This window comes from Caulobacter sp. 10L414 (assembly GCF_056395525.1).
Window position 1 is genome coordinate 1 of record NZ_JBFTJR010000070.1, and the last position, 22,749, is coordinate 22,749.

Consider the following 22,749-nt stretch of genomic DNA (forward strand, 5'->3'; position numbering starts at 1 on the left):
AGGATGGCCAGGCGGCGCGGCGCGCGGCGGGGGTCGGCCACGCGGCGGACGGTCAGCAGCGGGGCGTCGGCCAGGATCGTGCCCGAGCCGGTGATCACCGCGTCGGCGCGGCGGCGCAGGGCGTGGGCGAGATCCAGAGAAGCCTCCGAGGTGAAGGTCTTCGCGCCCGACGGCGGGATCATCGAACCATCGGCGGTGAAGGCCTGCTTGAGGGTCAGCCACGGACGGCCTTGCGTGGCGCGCATGGCGAAGGKGGCGATCAGGCGGGCGCTCTCGGCGGCCAGGGGACCGGCGACGAAGGCGACGTCCAGGCCGGCGGCGGACAGACGCAGCGCCCCGCCGCCGGCGACGGCGGGGTTGGGATCACGGGCGCCGATCCAGACGGCGCGCGCGGGGCTGGCCAGGATCGCCTGACTGCACGGCGGCGTGCGGCCATGGTGGTTGCAGGGCTCCAGGGTGACGACCAGGGTGTGGACCGCATCCCAGCGGTCGCGGCAGGCGGCCAGGGCGGCGGCCTCGGCGTGCGGCAGGCCAGCGCCCTGGTGGGCCTCCACCGCCAGGACGGAACCGTCGGCGGCCAACACGGCGCAGCCCACGGGCGGGTTCGGCGCGGTGGCGCCGGCCAGGGCGCAGGCGGCGTCTAGGGCCAGGCGGAAGGCCTGGGCGATGGCCGGTGGTGGAGGCGAAAGAGCCGTCATGCCAAGCAGTTAGGGCGCGCTTCTCACCCTCGCCAAGCGTTGGTCGCTTTTCGAAACTCTTACATGTTAGAGGCCATGGGAAATGACGGCGGCGCGTTTTGCGCCTACGAGCGTGAGCATGCGCGCGCAGCCATCGAGACGGCCATGAAGGGCCCCCTGAACAGCGTCGAACCCCATGGCGACTGGGCGCCTGGACTGCAGAAGGCGCGGCTGTACGAGCTGATCCTGCAGGACATCATCCTGGGCGAGCTGCCGCCGATGCGGGTGCTGGAGGAAAAGGCCCTCGCCGCCCGCTACGCCGGCGGGGTGGCCGGGGTGCGCGAGGCGCTGGGGCGGCTGGCCATCGAGGGGCTGGTCGTGCGCCGGCCGCGCGTGGGCACCATCGTCGCGCCGATGGACGTCACCGAGATCGAGCACGCCTTCGAGGTGCGGCGGATGCTGGAGGGGCGCACGGCGGCGCTGGCCGCCCGCAACCGGCGCCCGGCGGACCTGGTGGCCATCACCGCCGCCTTCGAAGGGGCGGAGGCGGCGATCGAGGCCGGCGACTTCCGGGCCATGCTGGCCATGGACCACGCCTTTCACCGGGCCGTGGCCTTCGCCGCCCAGAACCCCACCCTGGCCCGCTTCGTCATCGCCCTGCAGAACGTCGCGACGCGGTTCTGGATCTGGCAGATGGAGAAGCAGACGCCGGAGGAGCAGATGGCCGACGTGGTGCTGCACCGGGCCCTCGCTCAGGCCATCGTCGACCGCGATCCAGCCGCCGCCGAAGCCATCTGCGCCCAGCTGATCGGCGAGCCGCCCAGCGCCCAACGCGCCTGACATCACCCATGATGGGCGAAAATGGGCCGACTTCGGGTTGCGTATTGTTACGTTATAACATAGTTGACCTGCGATCGTTTTCAGATGAGGTCAGCGTCCCATGCAACTTCGAAGCATCCTTCTCGCCGCCGGCAGCCTTACCGCCCTCGCCGCTCCGACCTGGGCGCTGGCGGCGCAATCGGGACCGGGCGGGACCGACGTCGAGGGCGTGGTGGTGACCGCCGACCCGCTGGGCCGGTCGGGCAAGGACGTGATCTCCAGCGTCGCGGTGCTGACCGGAGAGGAATTCGTGCAGCGCCGCCAGGCGACTTTGGGCGAGACGCTGAACGGCCTGCCGGGCGTCAATTCCGACACCTTCGGCGGCGGCGCCAGCCGGCCGGTGATCCGCGGCCAGACCGCGCCGCGGGTGAAGGTGCTGAGCGAGGGCGCGGCCCTGATGGACGCCTCGGAGGTGTCGCCCGACCACGCCGTTTCCGGCGAACCGCTGCTGCTTGAGGGCGTGGAGATCCTGCGCGGCCCCAGCGCCCTGCTCTACGGCGGCGGCGCGATCGGCGGCGCGGTCAACCTGATCGACCGCAAGATCCCGACGCAGATCCCGCCGCTGGGCGGCGACGGCGTGGCCGAAGTGCGCTTCGGCTCGGGCGACAACGAGCGGGCCGGCGTGCTGGGCCTGACGGCCGGCGTCGGCCAGTTCGCCGTGCGCATCGAGGCGGCCGGCCGCAAGACCGACGACTACGAGGTTCCCGATTTCGACAGCTCGACGGTTCCCGGCACCTTCAACCGCACCTCGACGGCGACCCTTGGCCTGTCGTGGATCGGCTCGCGCGGCTATCTCGGCGCGGCCTACACCCAGCAGGACAGCAAGTACGGCCTGCCGGGCCACAGCCACGAGTACGAGTCGTGCCATCCGCACGGCGCGACCCTGCACTGCGGCGGCCATGACGACCATGCGGACGAGGACGACCACGATCACGACCATGAGGGCGAAGAGCACGGCGCGCCGGTCGTCGACCTGCTGAGCAAGCGCGTCGACGTGCGCGGCGAGATCAACGACCCGTTCGCCGGCGTCGAGCGCATCCGCCTGCGCGGCGGCTACACCGACTATCGCCACCACGAGATCGAGGACGGCGCGATCGCCACCACCTTCGGCAACAAGGGCTACGACGCCCGGGTCGAGGTTCAGCACGCGCCGATCGGCGGGGTGCGCGGCGTGGTCGGCGTGCAGGTGGGCAAGAGCGATTTCTCGGCCGTCGGCGAAGAGGCCTTCATTCCGAAAAGCCGGACGCAGACCCGGGCCCTGTTCGTGGTCGAGGAGTATGTGGCCGGCGACTGGCGGTTCGAAGGGGCCCTGCGCCAGGAGTGGCAGGAAGCCAGCGCCGAGGGCCGCGTGGACGCCGACCACAAGCCGTTCTCGGCCTCGGCGGCGGCCAGCTGGACCTTCACGCCGGGCTATGCTGCCTCGCTGTCGGTGGCCCGCTCGCAGCGCGCGCCCAGCGCCCAGGAGCTCTATGCCCGCGGGGTGCACCTGGCGACCAACACCTACGAGATCGGTTCGGCCGACCTGGACGTCGAAACCGCCGCCTCGGCGGAACTGGCGCTGCGCAAGACGCAGGGCGCGACGACCTTCTCGGCCAGCGTCTATCGCTATGAGTATGACGGCTACATCTATGCCGACACCCTGGACCGCTACGAGGACTTCCGCCTGGTGCGCTACAGCCAGGACGACGCCCGCTTCACCGGCGTCGAGGGCCAGGTGACCCAGAAGCTGAAGCCCTGGCTGTCGGTGACGGCGTTCGGCGACTACGTGCGGGCCAGGCTGAAGGACGGCGGCGACCTGCCGCGCGTTCCGGCCGGCCGACTGGGCGCGCGCAGCGACCTGAAGGACGGCGCCTGGAGCGGCAATGTCGAGTACGTGCGGGCCTTCGACCAGGACCGCACGGCCGCCTTCGAAAGCCAAACGCCGGGCTACAACATGGTCAACGCCACGGTGGCCTACGACCTGCCCATGGGCCCAGTGATCGGCCAGGTGTTCCTGCGCGGTACGAACCTCCTGGACGAGCGTGCGCTGAACCACGCCTCGTTCGTCGCCACCGCCGCCCCGCTGCGCGGGCGCAACGTGGTGATGGGTCTGCGGGCGCTGTTCTAGGACACGCCCGAAAGGCGGCGCCACGGCCCCCTCCCAGCGCCGCCCAGGCGCTCGTCATCCCGGCCCTCGCCCGGGATGACGAGCTAGGGGCCGTACTCAATTGGAAACTGGAAACGCTTGTCATCCCGGCCGTAGGAGCGCGTCAGCGGTCCGTAGAGCCGGGACCTCCTACGTCGGCGGGGTCTGAACGGTGGGAGATCCCGGCGCTCCCGCCCGCTTTCGCGGGCGTACGGTCGGGATGACAATATTATAAGCTCTTGAAAATATTAGCCCTTCAGATCCTGACAATTGAGTCCGCCCCCTAGGGGCCGCGGATTACCGCGCCCCCCTTAATCCGCCTTGGCCACGACGCCCGGCGTGATCCGCACGCTGTGCACGGCCCACATCGGCTCGATGGCCTTGCTGGCGAAGGTGAAGCAGATGTCGCCCTTGCCGCGCGGCGGGGCGTCGATGACGATCTCGGTCAGGGCCGAGTTCTTGGCGGCCTGCGTCAGCGGCACGGTGGCCAGGCGCGGACCCTTGCAGCCGAAGCGCACCTCAAGCTCGCCCTCGGGCCGCGAAGGCGGACGCACCGGCAGCGGCTCCAGCTTGTTGCCCAGCTGGAAGTTGTAGGGCAGCTGGCCGACGGTGACGGTCAGCTTGGCGCCGGCCGAGAGGTCGGCGTCCTTCCAGATCCAGCACGGGTTGAGGATGTCGAGCAGGAAGGTCGCGCGCTCGCCCTTCTCGTTCGCGCCGTCATCCTCGAGATTGAGGATCAGACCCTCGGTGCAGCGCGTCAGCTGGTGCGAACGGCGCGTCAGGGCGGTGTCGGCCGTGACGTTCCAGGCCCGCACGCGGCCCAGCGGATGCTTGCCCTGGAAGGTGCGGGCCTTCAGTTGCGCGCCGGCCGACAGCTTCAGCGGCCCGGCGTAGCGCGGCGAGGCCGCCGTCGGCTCCGAACCGTCGGTGGTGTAGCGCACCTCGCCGACCTGCAGGCCGGTGTCGAGGCTGGCGCCGATCTCGCCGCCCTTGGGCCAGTCGAAAGCGGCCTGCGGTTCGAACGGCACGGCGTCGTAGGCCAGGCCCAGGTCCGACAGGCGGCCGAGCGTCGCCGGCAGGCGATCCTCGAAGCCCGCCCAGCCCTGCTTGTCACGCGGGGTCCAGGCGTTTTCGGCCAGGGCCGCCAAGCGCGGGAACAGCATGGTCACGGCCCGCTCGTCGGTGCGGATGTGCTCGCTGAACATCGTGGCCTGCATGCCCAGCACATGCTTGTGCTGCTCGGGCGTCAGCTCGGACGGCTCGGCATTGAAGGCGTAGACGCTCTTCAGCGTCGAGAGCTTGCCGCGGCCGGGCGGCTCGTCGGGCGAGGTGCTCTGGCGATGGTCGAAATAGAGCACCGGTCCCGGGGCCAGCACCGTGTCGTGGCCCTGCTTGGCGGCGGCCACGGCGCCTTCCAGCCCCCGCCAGGACATGACCGTGGCGTTGGGCGCGAGACCCCCTTCGAGGATCTCGTCCCAGCCGACCAAGCGGCGGCCCTTGGCGTTGAGGTGCTTTTCGATGCGCTGGATGAAGTAGCTCTGCAGGGCGTGCTCGTCGGCCAGGCCCAGTTCCTTCATGCGGGCCTGGATCTTGGGGCTGGCCTCCCACTGGGCCTTCAGCGCCTCGTCGCCGCCGACGTGGATGTACTCCGACGGGAAGATCGCCATCACCTCGTCGAGCACGTCCTCCAGGAAGGCGAAGGTCGCATCGTCGACGTTGAAGATGTCGGGATAGACGCCCCAGTCGGCCATGACGCGCTCGGCGGCCGGGCGCGTGCCCAGCTGCGGATAGCTGGAGATCGCCGCCTGGGCGTGGCCGGGCATCTCGATCTCGGGCACGACGACGATGTTGCGGGCGGCCGCGTAGGCGACGATCTCGCGCGCCTGGTCCTGGGTGTAGAAGCCGCCGTATCGCACTTCCTCGCCGGAGGCCTTGTAGCCCGCCGCCCCGGCCGGACGCCGCCAGGCGCCATGGTCGGTCAGGTTGGGGTACTTCTTGATCTCCAGCCGCCAGCCCTGGTCGTCGGTCAGGTGCCAGTGCAGCGTGTTGAGCTTGAGGCTGGCCATGCCGTCGATGATCCGCTTGATCGTCGGCAGGCTCTGGTAGTGGCGGGTGCTGTCCAGCATCAGGCCGCGCCAGGAGAAGCGCGGGGCGTCCTCGATGCTCACGGCCTGGACCCGGACCGGCGCGCCGGCCTTGTCCTGACCAGCCAGCTGCCACAACGACACCGCGCCGTAGAACAGGCCGGCCTTGTCCTTGGCGCGGATCTGCGCGCGCTGGGGCGAGACGTCCAGAGCGTAGGCCTCGCCTTCCGGACCGTCGCGCGACAGCACCACGCCGCCGGCGCCCGTGGGGGCGCCTTCCTTGATCGCCAGGCGCACGCCGCGCGTGGCCGCCAGGGTGTCGACCAGCCACTGGGCCGCGCCGCGGGCCTCGGCGTCGCCCGGCGCGATCCAGACGGCGTCGCCCGCGCGCAGGGCCAGCGCGCCCTTGGCCGGCGCGATCTTGGCCGGTGCCGGGGTGACGGCGAAGGCCTGGGCGGCCAGGGCCGGCGCGGGCAGCACGGCGGCGAGCGCGACAGCGGCCGCGATGGGTCGGAGGGTGAAAGGCATGGTCAGCTCCCAGCGGCCTCTTCTCAGAGGCTCTTGATCGTTATGTTCGAGATGCGGGCCGCAAAGCCCTTGCCGGCCGGCGAGGCGGCCATGACGCCGAGGTCCACCGTCTGCGCCATCGGCAGGTGGCCAAGGCGGGTGTCGACGAAGGCGCCCTCCCCCACGGCGTGGGCGCAGAACAGGGTCTGGCCCGAGCGGCGCAGCTTGACCCGCACGGCCGGCGCGTCGGGGATCACCAGCGACGAGCCGTCCGACCAGTCGCGGGTAAAGACGGTGGCCGAGTGCAGATGTCCGCCCAGCCGCTCGACGCCGGTCTTCATCCAGAGGTCGGGCGCCAGGCGCAGCATGAGGCCGGTCTGGTCGGCGTCGGCGGCGTAGTCGCCGGCCAGGACGGCGGTCATCTCGAAGTCGCCGGACTGACGGCGGAACCAGAAGTGGCCGTTGTCGATCAGTGGTCCGCCCGCTGTGCGACGCCAGAAGTCGGTCCCCGGGCCGGCCTCGCAGGCCAGGGTCCCGTCCTTCCAGGCCCAGGTCTGCGGCGCGTTCAGCCACGACCAGCCGTCGGCGGCGCGGGCCAGAGCCGGCGTGGCGAGACCGGCAGCGGCCGCGCTCGCTAAGAAGGCTCGGCGGTCGAGGGCGCGATCAGACGACAAGGCTGAGCCCCAGCACGCAGACCAGGCCGACGATGCCGACCAGGCTCTCCATCACCGTCCAGGACAGTAGGGTCTCCTTCAGGGTCAGGCCGAAATACTCCTTGAACAGCCAGAAGCCCGGGTCGTTGACGTGCGAGAACATCAGGCTGCCGGCGCCGATGGCCAGGACCATCAGGTTCGGGTCGACGCCGGTCGTGGCCATCAGGGGCTGGATCAGGCCCGCGGCGGTGAGGCCCGCGATGGTGGCCGAGCCGAGGGCGACGCGGATGACGACGGCGATCAGCCAGCCGAGCACCAGCGGGTGCAGCGGCAGCGAACCGAGCCAGCCGCCGAGGGTGGCGCTGACGCCGCTGTCGACGAACACCTGCTTCAGGGCCCCCGCCCCGGCCAGGATCAGCAGGATCGAGGCCACGTCCTTCAGCGCATCGCCGTAGCGCTGCATCTGCAGAGGAATGCCGATCCCGCGCAGCACGCCCAGGCTGAAGGTGGCGTAGATCAGGCACAGCGTCAGCACGACGGCCGGGTTGCCGAGGAAACCGATCAGGTCGTGGGTCGGCGACGGGTTCTTGAAGGCGACCAGCAGCGCCGTGGTGGCGGCGATCAGCACCACGGGCAGCAGCGCGGTCGTGAAGCTGTTGATCGGCCCCGGCGCCTTGGCGTCGGAAGCCTCTTCGGCGGCGAACGGCGAGTCCGCGGGCGGTCCGCCCAGCGGCAGCAGATTGACGCGCTTGAGCACGAGCGTGAGCAGCGGGCCGCCGACCATCAGGGCGGCGATGGCGACGATCAGGCCGTAGCCGAGGGTCAGGCCCGTGTCGGCGCCGAACAGGGTGACGAGGGCCGCGGGCGATGGGTGCGGCGGCAGGTAGCCGTGGGCCACCGACAGGCCCGACAGCAGCGGCAGGCCGACATAGACCGGCGGCAGGTTGGCCCGCTTGGCGATCGAGAAGATCAGCGGGATCATGACCACGAAGCCGACGCTGTAGAACAGCGGGATGCCGACGATCAGGCCGGTCATGGCCATGGCCAGCAGGATGAAGCGCAGGCCCACGGCGCCGATCAGCGCGCGGGCGATGCTCTGGGCGGCGCCGCTGTCGGCGATGGCGCGGCCGAACATGGCGCCGAGGCAGATGATGGCGACGAGGCCGCCGAGCATGTCGCCGACGCCCTTCTCCAGGGACTTGGGGATCTGGGCCAGCGGCATGCCGAACAGCACAGCCCCGCCCAGCGCCACGACCAGGAAGGCCAGGAACGGCGGGACCTTGCCCCAGGCGATCAGCACGACCAGCAGCGCGATCAACGCGACAACGGCGAGCACCATCATGACGAGACCACCACCCTAGTAGAGGCGGGCGACGTTTCGCTCCGCGGGCGCCAGGAAAGAGCGATTCCCCGGCGCCGTGGGGTTTTGTGGCGCCGGGGAATCTAAAGCCGAACAAGGCAGGGGATCCGCCTTGGGGCTGAGGCCCGGCCGCTTACCGGGGAGGGAGTGGCTTCGCGGCCGGTGATGGGCGCGCTCGCAGAAGCGCGCCCGAGGACAACGGTCAGAACCGCAGGCGAACGCCCGCGCGGTACATCCGGCCGATGGTGTCGTAGAGGTAGGGGTTGACGCCCGGGCTGACGTTGGTGGTCGGCGCGGCGACGGGATCCTCGTCGAACATGTTGTCGATCTTGAAGTAGGCGGTGACGTTCTGGTTGACGTCGTAGGTGCCGCCGAGGTCGACGTAGGTCGCCCCCTCCATGTGGTTGTTGTCGATGGTCCGGCGCTGCACGGTCGAGACCGGGCAGTTGGTCTGACACTCGATGTATTCGTTGTTGTAGACGCCGTCGCTGATCCAGCGCTGGTAGAGGGTCAGGCTGAAGCGGTCGAGCGCCCAGGTCTGGCTGAAGGTGGCCTTCCAGTCAGGGGTGTTGGACAGGTTCACGCCGGCGCTCTCGACCGGGATCGTGCCGAGCACGCCCGAGGTGGTCTTGAAGCTCATGACGTGGGTGGCCAGGGCCCGGATCGACAGCGTGCCCGGCAGGCCCCAGTCTTCCAGGTTCTTGCGGTAGATCGCTTCCAGGTCGACGCCCTTGGTGCGCATGGTGGCCACGTTGAAGGCCTGCACCCGCACGAAGTTGGTGTTGGGCTGGGTGCTGGTCAGCAGCATCGCCCCGCAGATCTCCTGGTTGCCGGCGACGCACAGGTCGACCAGGTCCTGGGCGGCCAGCGAGTTGATGGCGCCGTCGACCTTGATGTCAAAGTAGTCGGCCGAGAAGCTGAAGCCCGGCAGCCAGGCCGGCTCAGCCAGGACGACGCCGATCTCGGTGTTGCGGGCCTTTTCGGGACGCAGGTTGCTGTTGCCGACGATCTCCTGAAGGACGTTCACCGCCGTGCCGCGATAGAGGACGGTGGCGTTGGTCACCACCGGCGGCGCGAACAGCTCGCCCAGGTTGGGCGCACGGATGTCGCGCGAGGTCACCGCCCGCAGGCGCAGGCCCTGGACCGGAGTCTTCCAGACGCCGCCCAGCTTCCACGTTGTGACGTTGCCCGAGGTGCTGTACTTGGTCTGGCGGACCGCGCCGTTGATGTTGGCCTCGCCGAGGGTTTCGGACTGCAGCACCGGCACGTTGGCTTCCAGATAGCCTTCGGTGACGCTGTAGGAGCCGTGGCCGCCGTGATAGTTGCCGGCGTACCAGTTGTTGCCCGCCGTGCGCAGCAGCGGATCGGCCTTGTAGTCGTCGGTGTAGCCGTTGTCGGCCGTCGCGCCGTCGCCGTAGGGGTCGCCGATGGTGCGGTACTTCTCCTCGCGCCATTCCAGACCGGCGGCGATGGCCACCGGGCCGGCCCACGACTGGAAGGGCTCGCCGGTGACGTTGAACGCGGCGACGGACTCGTTCTGCTTGGAGCGCTGGCGCGGCCCGTTCTTGGGCATCACATAGGCCAGGGCGGCCGGGTCCTGGGTCACGTTGCCGATGATGTTCAGCGGCACGCAGCCGTTGGCGCGGGCGATCGGGTCACGGCAGATCACCGTGCCGTTCGGGCCGGCGATGGCGTCGATGGCGGCGTTATAGCGCGGCGTCAGGGTGATGTTGTCGACGTCGATGCTGATGCGGTTGACGCCGTAGGCGTAGTAGGCGTCGTAGCTCCACGACGTGCCGAACAGCTCGCGGCTGCCGTTGGCGCCCAGCACGAAGCGTTCCTGCTCGCGCTTGACGTTGACGTCGATGGGACCGAAGGCGCCGTTGCTGGTGCCCATCTGGAAGCTGGTGATGTTGTTGTTCACGCAGGCCGTACGGATGGCGGCCGGCACGAACGGGTTTTCGCACTGGATGGTCAGGCCGGTGCGCTCGGCGCCGACGTTGGGCTGGTTGAGCGAGTTCACCTGAGCGAAGTTGGTGGTCAGGTAGATCTCGTCGTCGTCGCCCCACTTGTAGCTGACGCGGCCGTAGGCGACCTTGCGCTTGAGGCGCGCGGCCAGGGTCGGCGAAGCGCCGATGCCGCCCGACAGGTCGCCGCCGACGCAGAACGGAGCGAAGCAGCCGGTGACGCCGCCGGCGCCGTTGGGCGTGCCGCCCGAACCGTACTGGAACTGATAGGGCGCGCCGCCCGGACCGAACGCGATGCCCTGCAGCGGACCGTTCGTGATCAGGCCGTACTTGGCGTACTGGATCTGCTGGGCGCCCTTGATGACGCGGTACTGCGGCAGACCGTCGGTGGTCGAGGCCAGCGGACGCACCTGGATGGCGGGGGTCTCGTACCAGTCGCGACCGCCGGCCTGCTGCTCGCCGAAGCCGCCGGCCAGGACGCCGGCCTCGCGGCTGTATTCGACGCTGCCGGTGACGCGCAGGCGGTCATCGAGGAAGGCGTCGCCGAACGCGGCCTGGGCCACGAAGGTGTCGTTGTCGCGATACTTGCTCTCGCCGCCTTCCAGACGGGCCTTGAAGCCCTCGAAGGTCTTGTCGGTGACGAAGTTGACCACGCCGCCGATGGCGTCCGAGCCGTAGGAGGCCGAGGCGCCGCCGGTCACCACGTCGACCTGCTTGATCAGCAGCTGCGGGAACTGGCTGACGTCGGAGACGCCGTTGATGTTGGCGGGCGTGACGCGCTGGCCGTCGAGCAGGGTCAGGGTGCGGATGGGCCCCAGGCCGCGCAGGCTGAAGGAGCTAAGGCCCTGCATGCCGCTGCTGGTGCTGTTGACGAAGACCGTCTTGCCGGTGCTGCCCTGCAGGGCCGGCATCTGGACGATGGCCTGGAAGACGTTGGGCTGCGAGGCCTTTTCCAGGTCCTCGGCGGTGACGGTGGTGGTCGGCGTCGGCTGGGTGAAGCCGCGCGAGGCGATGCGCGAACCGGTGACGACGACTTCGGAGACCGTGGCGTCGGCCTCGGCGGCCTGGGTCTCGGCTTGGCCTCCGGCGTGCGCGACAGCCCCCCAGGACAGCAGCGCAAGAGCCGAGACCGTGCCGGCATAGGTACGGCGATTCAATTTCAACAACTTCCAGCCCCCTTGCTCGAGGAGTGCGAGCCCGGGCGCACTGTTGGCGCTCGCTGAACCCGACTCCAGGTAAGTGTTATTACTTCCCTGCTCACGCAGGGATGCTCTTTATGTTTTCGAATTCGGGACATTCATGCGCGGATACTATTGCGAACCGCGCCGACGCCTTCATTTCCCGCCCTGTTCAGGACGCAGGAAGGATTGTCACAGGCCCTATATAACGTCAATCACAAAACATTCATTTATGTAGCAATCATAAAACGATTGCCTATGGGACCACCCCAAGAGCCAGAAATACCCTTTGTTTTCAGCGCACAAAGAGGCGCCCACAAATGCGGCACCGATGAAAGATACGCTTTCCACGCGACGCGAGCAGCCCCATCCACACACGCGGAGCGCATGAGACCGCTATCAAGATATGGATTAAATTCCGATCGCCGCCATAGGCGATACGCCGCGCCCGCAAAGCATAGGACGACGACGCCTCCAGAAGAGAGCTCCCCCCTCGCCTGCCATGTCCCCGATAGGCCGTCGACAGGCCGCCAGAGGATCAGTCGCCGATCGGCTGCTGCGGCGCGATTCCATGCAGCCAGGCCACGCTGCCGCGCGCGCGGCGCAGCATCTGGTGGGCCCGCTCGCCGAGCGAGGCGGCCACGGCATAGGCCAGCCGGTCGATGACGAACAGCTGGGCGAAGCGCATGGGGTTGGGCTGGAACTCCTCGACGCCGGACGGCGACAGCCCCACGTGCAGGCAGATGTCGGCGTCGCGCCCCAGCGGCGAATCCGCGTCGGTGATGGCGATGCAGACAGCCTTGTAGTGCTTGGCCAGCTCCATGCTTTCCTGCAGTTCGCGCGGACGGCCGGTGGACGACAGGAACAGCGCCACGTCGCCCGGCGACAGGATCGCCGCCGACATCCGCTGGGCGTAGCCGTCGGTGAACACCATGGCCGGCACGTCCAGCCGGAACAGGCGGTTGTGGATCTCGCTGGCCAGGGCGGCCGAGCTGCCGCCGATGCCGTAGATCACCACGCGCGCAGCCTTGGCGACGGCCAGGGCGGCTGCCTGCAAATCCTTTTCGTTCAAGGTCTCGCGCGTGCGGCCCAGGGCGTCGATGATGGTGTCGAACAGGCGGTCGCCGACCGCGGCGTCAGCCCCCAGGGCGACATGCGGCTCGGGCCGCGCCGGCGCCGGACGGGCCGCCCGCTCGCGCTGGTCGGTCACCGCCTGGGCGTGGGCCAACTCCTGGATCAGGCGGAACTTCAGGTCCTTGAAGCCCTCGCAGCCGACGGTGCGGCAGAAACGCAGGACCGTCGGCTCGCTGACTCCCAGGTCGGTGGCGACCGACTTGACGCTGGCGCGGACGAACTCGTGCGGCGACTTCAGGATCAGCTTGGCGATCTTGAGATCCGAGCGCGTCATCGCCTCCATCATCGCCTCGATGCGCGGAAGGATGTCGCCGTCGTCGACGGCGCTTTCAGACTGACTCATCCCCCGATCCCTTCACCAGACAACGCTCGCCCGACGACAGATACCGACAACGATGTCGCGCCGCAATCAAGGCCGAGCCCTCACCAACATCAGGAATGATAGTTTTGCTACATTTTCGTTGACACGATTACATCCGACGTGGCTCCTGAAGGTCGGAACTCGACCTTGAGTCAGGAGAATTTCGTGTCCATCCAACGCATCGGCGCGGCCACCACGGGCACCGGCGGCAACGCCCTGCCCTTCTGCCAGGCCACGGTCGCCAACGGCTTCGTCTTCGTCTCGGGCCAGGTGCCGATGGACGAGAACGGCGTGCTGGTCGACGGCGGCGTCGTGCCCCAGACCCACAAGGTCATCGAGAACATCGTCGGCATCCTGGCCAAGGCCGGCTGCACCCTGAAGGACGTGGTCAAGGCCAATGTCTGGCTGGACGACGCCCGCGACTTCCACGCCTTCAACCGCGTCTACAACAGCTATTTCGGCGACGCCCTCCCCGCTCGCGCCTGCGTGCAGTCGCCGATGATGGTCGATTGCAAGGTCGAGATCGAGGTCATCGCCCTGGTTCCGCAGGCCTGACGCCGATGATGTCGCCCGCCGATCTCGACACGCTGGTCCTCGCGCCCGGAACCAAGGCCGTCCCGCTGGACGGCTCGGTGCGCACCCTTGGCGACCTGGCCGAACGCGGCCTGTCGCTGCTCGGCGGCGACATCCCGATGCCGGCCGCGGTGCTAAGGCGCGCGGCGATCGACAACAACCTGGCGGTCATGCAGGCCTATGTCGACGCGGCGGGCGCCAAGCTGGCTCCCCACGCCAAGACCACCATGTGCCCGCAGCTGCTGGCGCGCCAGATCGAGGGCGGCGCCTGGGGCCTGACGGCGGCGACCATGACCCAGCTGAAGCTGTGCCACCAGATCGGCGCCCCGCGCCTGATCCTGGCCAATCAGCTGGTCGGCCGCGCCGAGATCGAATGCCTTCGCGACCTGACGAAGCAGGCGCCCGACCGGCCGGTCTACGTGCTGGTCGACGGCGAAGCCGGCGTGCGGGCGATCTCCGACATCTTCGCCGCCGCGCCCGAGGCGCCGCCCGCCCGGCTGCTGATCGAGCTGGGCATGGCCGACGGCCGCTGCGGCGTGCGTTCGGCCAGCGAGGGCCTGGCGCTGGGCCGGCTGGTCCACGCCCTGCCCGGCGTCGAACTGCACGGCGTCGAGGGCTATGAGGGCCTGGTCTTCAGCGACCACGCCGCGCGCGACGCCACCGAGGTGGACGCCTATCTCGACGGCCTGATCGGCCTGCACCACGCCCTGCGCGCCGAAAGCCTCTATGCGGCGGGCGAGGTGGTGCTGACCGCCGGCGGCTCGGCCTATTACGACCTGGTGGCCCGGGCCCTGGCCGGYGAGGCGCCGGGCGCGGAGATCGTGCTGCGCAGCGGCTGCTACGTCACCCACGACAGCGGCTTCTATCGCGAGCTGCTGAGCCGCATGGACGCCCGCGAAGCCGTCGGCGCCCCGCCGCGCCTGCGGCCTGCGCTGGAGGTCTGGACCCGGGTGATCTCGCGTCCGCAGCCGGACATGGCCATCGTCATGATGGGCAAGCGCGACGTCTCGTTCGACATCCATCTGCCGACGGCCCGCCGCTGGTTCCGTCCTGGCCTGCACGACGCCGCGCAGGCCGTCGACGGGATCGTCACCGCCAAGCTGGCCGACCAGCACGGCTTCCTCACGATCGCCCCCGACGCCGACCTGGCCGTCGGCGACCTTCTGGGCTTCGAGATCTCCCACCCCTGCACGACCTTCGACAAGTGGTCGGTGCTGCTGGAGGTCGACGAGGCCTACGGCGTGCTGGGCGGCCTAAAGACCTTTTTCTGAGTGACCCGTCCCTTGAGCAGCCCGACCCACGACATGGCAAGCGCCCTCCCCGCCGCCGACATCGTCCTCAAGGGCGGCACGGTCATCGACGGTAGCGGCGGCCCGGCGTTCGTCGCCGACGTCGCCCTGGCCGGCGACATGATCGTCGCCGTCGGCCCGTCCCTGCCGGTGGGCGCAGCCCGGGCGATCGACGTCTCGGGCCTGGTGGTGGCGCCCGGCTTCATCGACGTGCACACCCACGACGACCTCGTCTGCATCACCCAGCCCGACATGCTGCCCAAGATCAGCCAGGGCGTGACGACGGTGATCGCCGGGAACTGCGGGATCTCGGCGCCGATGCTGCGCTTCGACGAGGCCGTGGCCGAGCCGTTCAACCTGCTGGGCGCGCGCGAGGACTTCGCCTACGCCGCCTTCGCCGACTATCGCCGCGCCATCGAGGCGGCCTGCCCGCGCATCAACGTGGCCGCGCTGGTCGGGCATTCGACCCTGCGCGTGCTGTGCATGGACGACCTGGAGCGCCCCGCCACGGCGGCCGAGCGCGAGGCGATGGACGCCCTGCTGCGCGACGCCCTGTCGGAGGGCGCGCTGGGCATGAGCTCGGGGGTGTTCTACGCCCCGGCCTGGGCGGCCGACATGGAAGAGCTGCAGGCCCTGGCGCGCACCGTCGCGCAGGCCGGCGGCGTCTATACCGCCCACATCCGAGACGAGCGCGAAGGCATCATCGAAGCCCTGAAGGAGGCCTTCGCCGTGGCCGCGCCCAGCGGCGCGCCGCTGATCCTGTCGCACCACAAGTGCGCCGGGGTGCGCAACTGGGGCCGCGCGGCCGAGACCCTGGGCCTGATCGACCAGACCCGCCAGAGCCAGCCGCTGCACCTGGACTGCTATCCCTACACGGCCGGCTCGACGATCATCCGGCCCGACCTGGCCGACGGCGAGGTCGAGATCCTGGTCAACTGGTCCGAGCCGCATCCGGAGATGGCCGGCCGCACCCTGGCGGCGATCGCCGCCGAATGGGGCCTGCCGCAGCCGCAGGCGGCCGAGCGGCTGATGCCCGGCGGCGCCAGCTACTTCCAGATGGCCGAGGCCGACATGCGCTCGATCCTGGCCCATCCGTGCTGCATGGTCGGCTCGGACGGCCTGCCGCACGACAAGCGTCCGCATCCGCGCCTGTGGGGCGCCTTCCCGCGCGTGCTGGGCCACTACGCCCGCGACGAGAAGCTGATCAGCCTGGAAGCGGCGGTGCACAAGATGACGGGCCTGGCCGCCGACACCTTCCGCCTGGCGGGACGCGGCCGGGTGGCCGTGGGCATGAAGGCCGACCTGACGGTCTTCGACGCCGAGACGATCATCGACCAGGCCACCTACGAGGCCCCCACGCGCCCGGCCAGAGGGGTTGAGCACGTCTTCGTCAACGGCGCCCTGGCCTGGAGCGACGGCGACGTCGTGGGCGAGCGCGCCGGCCGCTTCCTGCGCTCGGCCGCCTGATCACCCCAGCCTTTCGCCTCAGCGCGCGGTGTCGTGCTTGTCGCGCCGCCGCACGCCCATCAGCAGGCGCGCCTCGAGCCGCTTGCGCAGGGCCGCGTAGTAGGCGCTGAGGAAGTCGTAGTCGTCCTCCTCGGGCAGGCGGGTCCAGCCCACCTTGCCGGCGATGCGGTCGGCCACCGCGCGCATGGTCTTGCGGTCGCGCTGGCGCAGTACGTCTTCCAGCACGTGCAGCTCCTTGGCGCCGTAGGCGTCGATCTGCTCCAGGGTGAAGGCGTAGCGCTGCAGGCGCTCGGCCCCCTCGTCGGCCATGTCGCGCATCAGCTTGCGCTTGGGCGCGCGGACGACCCAGGTGCCGCCGATCAGGTCGCCGGCCCGCAGACGGTCCTTGTTGAACAGCGGGAACAGCACGAAGACCGCCGCCCAGGTGATCCCCAGCAGGTACATCCATCCTTCGATCCCGCCCTCGCCCATGGTCGGGGCGAACAGCATGCTGATCGGGATGAAGACCTCGAGCTCGCGCATGGCGTTGCGGGCGAAGATCGCGCCGGGCCGCAGCCGGCCGCCGTCGCGCGCGGCGACGCGGATGCCCATGACCCGCTTGCCCGGCGTGGCGGCCGCGGCGCTGAGCTCGAAGCCGACGAAGTAGAAGTTGCGCAGCAGGAAGAAACCCAGCAGCCACAGCACGGCGATCACCTCGCCGCCCTTCAGGCCCGCCGCGGCCAGGGCCCCGATGCCGAGGATGGCGATCAGGATCGAGGCGACGGTCAGCACGGCGAACATGATCGCCGCGTCCAGCAGGAAGGCGCCGGCCCGCTGGCTGGCGTCGGCCAGCTGCAGCCGCAGGTCCACGCCCTCGGGCGTGACGAAGGGCCGGGTCAGCTTCAGCGTGGCGGCGTCGCTCATGCCTTGGCCCTCCGGCGCGGGCCGTAGAAGTAGAGCCCCCAGACCAGGGCCGTGGCCGCCGCCACGCCGTAGCGGGCGGGCGTGAAGGTGATCAGCTGGCGGCCGAAGCCCTCCAGCAGGCCGGCGAAGAACAGCATGACCACGACCCCGCCCATGACGGTCGCGGCCAAGCGGCCGGCCTCGGCGGCCGCGTCCAGGCGGCTGCGCTCGCCCGGGAACGCCACCGACCAGCCGATCTTGAGGCCCGCAGCGCCGGCCAGGCAGACAGCGAAGAGCTCGGTCACGCCGTGGATCGCCAGCCAGCCCCCGGCCTCGACGCCGAGACCCCGGCTGGCGAACAGCGAGAAGAACACGCCCAGCATCACGCCGTTGTAGATCACCAGCATGGCGGTGGGGACGCAGAGCGCGAAGCCCAGCGCGAAGGCCAGCAGCGCCACCTGGGCGTTGTGGGTGAACAGGAAGGTGGCGAACATCGACAGGCCGCTGCTGCTCTTGCTGCCGTCCAGGGTCGAGCGGAGCATCTCGGTGGTGGCCGCCGGATCACGTCCGCCGGTCATCTCCTTGGGCATGAAGGCGTAGTACCACTCGGCGTCCTGGCCGAAGAGCCAGGCCCCGACCAGCGCCCCGATCACCAGAAGCGCCACGCTGACCAGGGTCTCGCGCCACAGGCTCCGCACGGCCGCCGGCCAGCCGCCGGCGAAGAACTCCGCCAGCTGGCCGCGAAGGGTCTCGCGCGAGCCGTAGACGAAGAAGTAGGCCCGGGCGCAGAGCATCTCCAGATAGTCGATCATGCCCCGGTCGAGCGAGGTGGTGCGGGCCACCGACAGCGACGACAGGGCCGAACGATAGAGCACCGGAGCGGCCAGGATCTCCTCTTCGGAAAGGCTGGCCATCGAACCCTTCTCGACCTTCTCCATCAGCCGTTCCAGGCGCTTCCAGTCGGCCTCGCGCTCCTGGCGGAAGCGCTGGCTCTTCAGGCGGCCGTCGACCTTGACGTCGATCACAGGAGATCCTTCCGCTTGAGGTCGACATAGGCGTTGATCAGCGCCGGACCGATGCGCGCGGCCGGGGCCTCGACGATGTGGGCGCCCAGGCGTCGCAGACGGGCGACCACGGCCTCACGCTCGCGCAGAAGGCCGGCCGAGACGACGGCGCGGGAGATGTCGGCCGGCTCGAACGGCTCGGCGGCCGTCATGGCTTCCAGCTCCTCGTCCTGCATGACCACGAACAGCACCAGGTGCCGGCGGAGCAGGTGGGTGCAGGCCTCGATCATCAGCTCGGCGGCGGTGGGATCGGTGAAGTCGGTGAACACCACTACCAGCGAGCGCCGGCGCAGCTTGGCCGCCAGCGTGTTGAGGGCCAGGGTGTAGTTGGTCTCCTCGGTCGAATAGTCGATGCGGCCGGCGGCGTGCTGCAGTTGGCGGAAGGCGTCCAGGCCGCTGACCACGCCGGTGAGTAGGCGCGGCGCGGAGTCGAAGGCGTAGAAACCCGCCCGGTCGCCCGAGCGCAGGCAGGCATAGGCCAGAAGCAGGCCGGCGTTGATGGCCCGGTCGACCTTGGGCGCGCCGCCGACCGGCTCGCACATGGCCCGGCCGCCGTCGATGGCCAGGACGACGTGGTGGTTGCGCTCGGTGCGGAACTCCTTGGCCAGCAGGTGCAGGTGCCGCGCCGACTGCTTCCAGTCGATGGCCCGCGGATCCATGCCGGTCTGGAACTCCTTCAGGGCCTCGAACTCCGAGCCCTCGCCGCGATCGACCTGGGTCTTGCTGCCGATCATGGCGTCGCGGGCCAGCATCCGCACGGCTTCCTCGCGCACGCCCTGCAGGTCGGTTCCCGTCGGCGCATCGATCTCGAGGGTGAAGGTCTGCTGCTTCCAGACCAGGCCCAGCGGCCCGGTCCAGCGCACCCACAGGCGATGCAGCCGCCCCTCCCCGCGCCGCTCGGGCGTCAGGGAGAAGTCGAAGACGGCGGCGCGCTGCTCGACCTGCGCCCGGGCGAAGCGAGGCTGCAGGCCCAGGCGCTCGTCGGCGTCGAGGGCGGCCTCGGCGCGGCCCGGGACCGGCCCCTTGCCGAAGCGCGTGACGAAGGCGATGGGCGCCGTGCGGGCCACCGACAGGAACGGCCGCTCGGGCTCGTCGAGGACCAGGCGCGAACGCGAGCCGCCCGACAGCGCGTCGGCGGCCATGGCCAGCAGCATGACCCCGATCCAGATCGGTCCGGCCAGCCACCCGGCCGGCGCGAGCACGCCGACGACCAGCGCGCCGGGAACCCCGGCGGCGAGGGCGACGACGGCGCGGCGCGTGGGATAGATCACCGGGGGGCCGCCACCCGCTCGACCAGGCCCGAAAGCACGTGGTCGACCTTGCGGCCCTCGATCTCGGCGGCGGCCGAGAGGATCAGGCGGTGGCGCAGGGCCGGCGCGGCCAGCGACTTGACGTCGTCGGGGATCACGTAATCGCGGCCGTCCAGCGCCGCGCGGGCCCGCGAGGCGACGGCCAGCATGGCGCCGGCGCGCGGGCTGGCGCCGGTCTCGATGTCGGTGGACTCGCGGGTGGCCCGCACCAGGTCGACGATGTAGCCGACGACCTCGTCGGTCAGGCGGACCTTGGCCACCGTGTCGATGGCCGCGTCGATGGCGGCGCGCTCGGCCACGGCCTCGACGCCGAAGCTCTTGGGATCCATCTGGCCGGTGCGCGAGCCGTGGCCGACGATGATCGCCCGCTCCTGCTGGGCGCTGGGATAGTCGAGCACGTGCTTGAACAGGAAGCGGTCGAGCTGGGCTTCCGGCAGCGGATAGGTGCCCTGCTGCTCGATCGGGTTCTGGGTGGCGACCACGGTGAAGCGCGGGCTGAGCGGATGCGACTTGCCGTCGATGGTGACGTGGCGCTCCTGCATGGCTTCCAGCAGCGCGGCCTGGGTCTTGGGCGGCGTGCGGTTGATCTCGTCGGCCAGCAGCAGCTCGCAGAACACCGGACCGCGCGTCAGGCTGAAGGTCGAGGTCTGGAAGTTGAACAGGTTGGCCCCGATCACGTCGCCGGGCATCAGGTCGGGCGTGAACTGGATGCGGCCGTAGTCGAGCGCGACGGTGCGGGCGAAGCTCTGGGCCAGCAGGGTCTTGGCGGTGCCGGGCGGGCCTTCCAGCAGCACGTGGCCGCCGGCGAACAACGCCGTCAGCAGCAGGTTGACGGCGTCGTCCTGGCCCACGACGGCCTTGCCGATCTCCGAGCGGATCCGCGCGGCGAGCGCCCCGACTTCACTGACGTCCACGGATGAGCTCCTGCTTCCAAGTATGGAGATCGCGCGCCACGGCCATCAGGTCGGACGGCGTCGCCGTCAGCGCCCGATCGGCCAGGGCCGAATAGGTGTTGGTCGCGCCGACGGTGCGGCTGACGCGATCGAGAAAATCGACGAGATCCTGGCCGTCCAGGCCGCGCGGCGCGCCGATGGCGCGGGCGGCCGAGGCCTGGATCAGGCGGGCGTAGAGCCGCGCCATGCGGTGCTCGCGGYCGGCAAGTCGCACGAGGCCGGCGGTGTTGTCGGCCAGCGCCGCCTTGCCCAGAGCGACCGCCCGGCGCGAGCGCAGCGGCGGGCCAAAGCGCGCGAAGGCCTGGGCGCCGGCCAGCAGGGCCAGGGCCGCGGCCACCAGGGTCGCGCCGACCAGCGGCGGTTCCAAGATCAGGCGCATCAGGCTGCGCGTGCGCTTGAAGCCGTGCAGGGTGACGTCGAAGACCACGGGGGCGTCTTCGTCGCGGATCAGGTTCAGCATGGCCACGGCCGTGCGCGCGCCGTCGGCGGTCTTCAGGCCCTGGGTGTTCAGGTAGTCCGGATCGGCCAGCACGTAGGTCCAGCTGTCGGCGTGCATGGCCAGCACGGTCGCGCCGCCCTCGTCGACCAGCACCGGCGTCCAGCCCGGCCCCGACAGGCTGCGGGGCTGGTCGATCTGCACCGGCGCGCCGAAGGCCTCGCCGCTGGGCCGGCGCAGGCGCACCGTGCGCTTGCCCTTGCCCTGGTTCAGCTTGAGGTCCTTGCGCAACGGCACGGGCAGGACAGACAGGGTCTCGCGGAAGTCGTTGTCGCCGAGGATCGTGACCCACCCCCGACGCTTGGGATGCCCGCCGACCACCCATTTGGGCAGCACGATCAGCGTCGGGCCGATGTGGTCGTTGCGCTCGAGCGGCGCGGGCGACATGCCCGTCGACGGCGTCAGGACCAGCAGGCCCTCCTCGGCCGAGGCCGGCAGGTCGCCACGGCTGGTCAGGACAGGCTCGCCCATCAGGCTGAGCAGGCGCGAGACGGCGCCGAAACCCACCGACGAGCGCGACAGGGCGTGCTCGCCGCCGTTGTCGCCCTTGCGCAGTTCAGGCGCGTAGGCCGACAGCACCGCCAGGCCCGTGAACGAGATGACGCCGACGAGAACCAGCACCAGCATGGTCATCGGCGAGAACATGCCGGGAGACTTGCCCATGGACTGAGACGCGCTCATCCGCGCCAGCCTTCCGGCAGGGCGAAGGCCTCGTAGGCCGCGCGGCATTCGGCGAAGTCGGCCGCGCCGACCGGGCGGCCGCCGAACAGGCCGCGCTCGACCAGGCGCGCGATGCCCACGAAGGCCGGGCGGGCGCCCTCAGGAATGGCCGGCAACTGAGCGATCTCGCGCGCCGTCAGCGAGATCTTCACCGCGCGGGGACGGCGCTTTTCGATGTCCTGGACGCTGCGCAGCAGGATCAGGTGGGCGGCTTCGACGAACAGGCCCTTGGCGGCCAGCTCGTCGGCGGCGGCCAGCAGGTCGCGGGCGTCGGCGGCGTCGGGCCGCCAGCCGGCCTCGGCCACCACCAGCGGCTTGATGGCCCGCGGCGCCGGGGCCCAGATGCGCAGGAGTTCGCGAACGATGGCGTAGACGATCAGCGCCGCCAGCAGCGCCAGCGCGCCCCAGAACACCCACTTGAGGTAAGGCGCGATGAACTCGAAGAACTTGCCGACGTAGCGCAGCCACTCGGGAACCTTGGGCGGCGTGAACACCGCCCGGTCGAACTGGAACCCGGCGTCCTGCGCCAGCCGCGCGTGCGCCGCGACGACCGCGTCGTCCGACGCCCCTTTCGAAACTGTCACGCCCCGGAAACCCGCATTCGCCCCCTCGCTGCCGGGCCCCTGCCCAGCCGCGAACACTCGACTCAACTCTACAGCGTGGCGCCGGCTTGGCTAGCCGTAACCGGTGACAATCGATGCTTTGACCGACGCACGAAGCTCATCCGACGAAGAACTCGATCGGCGCCAGCACCTCGACCGGGTCGCCCGGCACGTCTTCTGGCGGCGGCGGCATCGGCGAGGCGCGGCGCACGGTGGCCAGGGCCTCCTCGTCGAGCAGCGGATAGCCCGAGCCCTTGGCGATCCTGGCGGCCAGCACCCGGCCGGCGCGGTCGACGGTGAAGGCGACGTGGACGACGCCCTCCTGCCCGGCGCTCTGCGCGCGACGGGGATAGCGCCGGTAAGCCTTGAGCCTTCCGAGGATCAGGCCGCGCCAGCTGACCGCCGCGTCGCGCGCGGAAGCAGCCGAGGTGCGCGGCGCGGCGACGACGGGCGCGGGCGGCGCGGCGA

18 protein-coding genes are annotated in these 22,749 nt (G+C 70.3%); 5 read left to right on the plus strand and 13 right to left on the minus strand.

All coding sequences use genetic code 11. From position 1 onward, the window contains the following. The coding region (gene ribD / locus AC1DCG_RS21655; RefSeq protein WP_477041663.1) for a bifunctional diaminohydroxyphosphoribosylaminopyrimidine deaminase/5-amino-6-(5-phosphoribosylamino)uracil reductase RibD at positions 1 to 698 on the minus strand (698 nt) is incomplete at its 3' end. A 144-nt stretch (positions 699 to 842) separates the two neighbouring features. Here ribD and AC1DCG_RS21660 point away from each other — a divergent pair. Then, entirely contained in the window at positions 843 to 1,517 is a 675-nt protein-coding gene (locus AC1DCG_RS21660; protein ID WP_477031158.1) for a GntR family transcriptional regulator, read from the plus strand. Between the two features lie 100 nt (positions 1,518 to 1,617). Next, positions 1,618 to 3,663: a TonB-dependent receptor domain-containing protein gene (locus AC1DCG_RS21665; RefSeq protein ID WP_477031157.1), complete on the plus strand. Its 2,046-nt coding sequence runs from the start codon at positions 1,618 to 1,620 to the stop codon at positions 3,661 to 3,663. A 329-nt stretch (positions 3,664 to 3,992) separates the two neighbouring features. Here the strand turns inward: AC1DCG_RS21665 and AC1DCG_RS21670 are convergent, their stop codons facing one another. The 5 genes from AC1DCG_RS21670 to AC1DCG_RS21690 form a co-directional block, all read right to left on the minus strand. After that, on the minus strand, positions 3,993 to 6,293 hold the full coding sequence (locus AC1DCG_RS21670; RefSeq protein WP_477036837.1) for a beta-N-acetylhexosaminidase: 2,301 nt from the start codon (positions 6,291 to 6,293) through the stop codon (positions 3,993 to 3,995). 23 nt (positions 6,294 to 6,316) lie between these two features. Next, a complete protein-coding gene (locus AC1DCG_RS21675; RefSeq protein ID WP_477031155.1) occupies positions 6,317 to 6,946 on the minus strand; it encodes a DUF1349 domain-containing protein in 630 nt (209 codons plus the stop codon). Continuing rightward, positions 6,936 to 8,264: a GntP family permease gene (locus AC1DCG_RS21680; protein WP_477031154.1), complete on the minus strand. Its 1,329-nt coding sequence runs from the start codon at positions 8,262 to 8,264 to the stop codon at positions 6,936 to 6,938. Before AC1DCG_RS21680 ends, AC1DCG_RS21675 begins: the two co-directional genes overlap by 11 nt. A 223-nt stretch (positions 8,265 to 8,487) precedes the next feature. Beyond that, a complete protein-coding gene (locus AC1DCG_RS21685) occupies positions 8,488 to 11,409 on the minus strand; it encodes a TonB-dependent receptor domain-containing protein (RefSeq protein WP_477036835.1) in 2,922 nt (973 codons plus the stop codon). A 559-nt stretch (positions 11,410 to 11,968) separates the two neighbouring features. After that, positions 11,969 to 12,907: a MurR/RpiR family transcriptional regulator gene (locus AC1DCG_RS21690; protein ID WP_165256324.1), complete on the minus strand. Its 939-nt coding sequence runs from the start codon at positions 12,905 to 12,907 to the stop codon at positions 11,969 to 11,971. 183 nt (positions 12,908 to 13,090) lie between these two features. Here AC1DCG_RS21690 and AC1DCG_RS21695 point away from each other — a divergent pair, with 183 nt between their 5' ends. The 3 genes from AC1DCG_RS21695 to AC1DCG_RS21705 are packed head-to-tail and all read left to right on the plus strand — an operon-like array spanning position 13,091 to position 16,254. Next, positions 13,091 to 13,480, plus strand: a complete 390-nt coding sequence (locus AC1DCG_RS21695; RefSeq protein WP_058347523.1) for a RidA family protein — start codon at positions 13,091 to 13,093, stop codon at positions 13,478 to 13,480. A 5-nt stretch (positions 13,481 to 13,485) separates the two neighbouring features. Then, complete coding sequence (locus AC1DCG_RS21700; protein ID WP_477031152.1) at positions 13,486 to 14,769, plus strand: type III PLP-dependent enzyme domain-containing protein; 1,284 nt, start codon at positions 13,486 to 13,488, stop codon at positions 14,767 to 14,769. Between the two features lie 33 nt (positions 14,770 to 14,802). Next, positions 14,803 to 16,254, plus strand: a complete 1,452-nt coding sequence (locus tag AC1DCG_RS21705; protein ID WP_477031151.1) for an N-acyl-D-amino-acid deacylase family protein — start codon at positions 14,803 to 14,805, stop codon at positions 16,252 to 16,254. A gap of 18 nt (positions 16,255 to 16,272) precedes the next feature. On the opposite strand, the gene AC1DCG_RS21710 is transcribed toward AC1DCG_RS21705, so the two are convergent. The 7 genes from AC1DCG_RS21710 to AC1DCG_RS21740 all read right to left on the minus strand — a co-directional run. Then, a complete protein-coding gene (locus AC1DCG_RS21710) occupies positions 16,273 to 17,157 on the minus strand; it encodes an RDD family protein (protein ID WP_477031150.1) in 885 nt (294 codons plus the stop codon). Next, positions 17,154 to 18,161 (minus strand): stage II sporulation protein M, encoded by a 1,008-nt coding sequence (locus AC1DCG_RS21715; protein WP_477031149.1) that lies wholly within the window; start codon positions 18,159 to 18,161, stop codon positions 17,154 to 17,156. The genes AC1DCG_RS21710 and AC1DCG_RS21715 overlap by 4 nt, the downstream gene beginning before the upstream one ends. Then, positions 18,158 to 19,471: a DUF58 domain-containing protein gene (locus tag AC1DCG_RS21720; RefSeq protein WP_477031148.1), complete on the minus strand. Its 1,314-nt coding sequence runs from the start codon at positions 19,469 to 19,471 to the stop codon at positions 18,158 to 18,160. Before AC1DCG_RS21720 ends, AC1DCG_RS21715 begins: the two co-directional genes overlap by 4 nt. Continuing rightward, positions 19,468 to 20,424: an AAA family ATPase gene (locus AC1DCG_RS21725; protein ID WP_165256338.1), complete on the minus strand. Its 957-nt coding sequence runs from the start codon at positions 20,422 to 20,424 to the stop codon at positions 19,468 to 19,470. Before AC1DCG_RS21725 ends, AC1DCG_RS21720 begins: the two co-directional genes overlap by 4 nt. Beyond that, complete coding sequence (locus tag AC1DCG_RS21730) at positions 20,411 to 21,622, minus strand: hypothetical protein (RefSeq protein WP_477041664.1); 1,212 nt, start codon at positions 21,620 to 21,622, stop codon at positions 20,411 to 20,413. Before AC1DCG_RS21730 ends, AC1DCG_RS21725 begins: the two co-directional genes overlap by 14 nt. A 14-nt stretch (positions 21,623 to 21,636) precedes the next feature. Further along, a complete protein-coding gene (locus AC1DCG_RS21735) occupies positions 21,637 to 22,263 on the minus strand; it encodes a DUF4129 domain-containing protein (RefSeq protein WP_477031145.1) in 627 nt (208 codons plus the stop codon). Between the two features lie 136 nt (positions 22,264 to 22,399). After that, the coding region (locus tag AC1DCG_RS21740) for an energy transducer TonB (protein WP_477041665.1) at positions 22,400 to 22,749 on the minus strand (350 nt) is incomplete at its 5' end.

Coding starts and splice junctions, on each gene's coding strand:
- AC1DCG_RS21660 (WP_477031158.1), top strand. CDS start 843: ATGAAGGGCCCCCTGAACAGCGTCGAACCCCATGGCGACTGGGCGCCT.
- AC1DCG_RS21665 (WP_477031157.1), top strand. CDS start 1,618: ATGCAACTTCGAAGCATCCTTCTCGCCGCCGGCAGCCTTACCGCCCTC.
- AC1DCG_RS21670 (WP_477036837.1), bottom strand. CDS start 6,293: ATGCCTTTCACCCTCCGACCCATCGCGGCCGCTGTCGCGCTCGCCGCC.
- AC1DCG_RS21680 (WP_477031154.1), bottom strand. CDS start 8,264: ATGGTGCTCGCCGTTGTCGCGTTGATCGCGCTGCTGGTCGTGCTGATC.
- AC1DCG_RS21690 (WP_165256324.1), bottom strand. CDS start 12,907: ATGAGTCAGTCTGAAAGCGCCGTCGACGACGGCGACATCCTTCCGCGC.
- AC1DCG_RS21705 (WP_477031151.1), top strand. CDS start 14,803: ATGGCAAGCGCCCTCCCCGCCGCCGACATCGTCCTCAAGGGCGGCACG.
- AC1DCG_RS21710 (WP_477031150.1), bottom strand. CDS start 17,157: ATGAGCGACGCCGCCACGCTGAAGCTGACCCGGCCCTTCGTCACGCCC.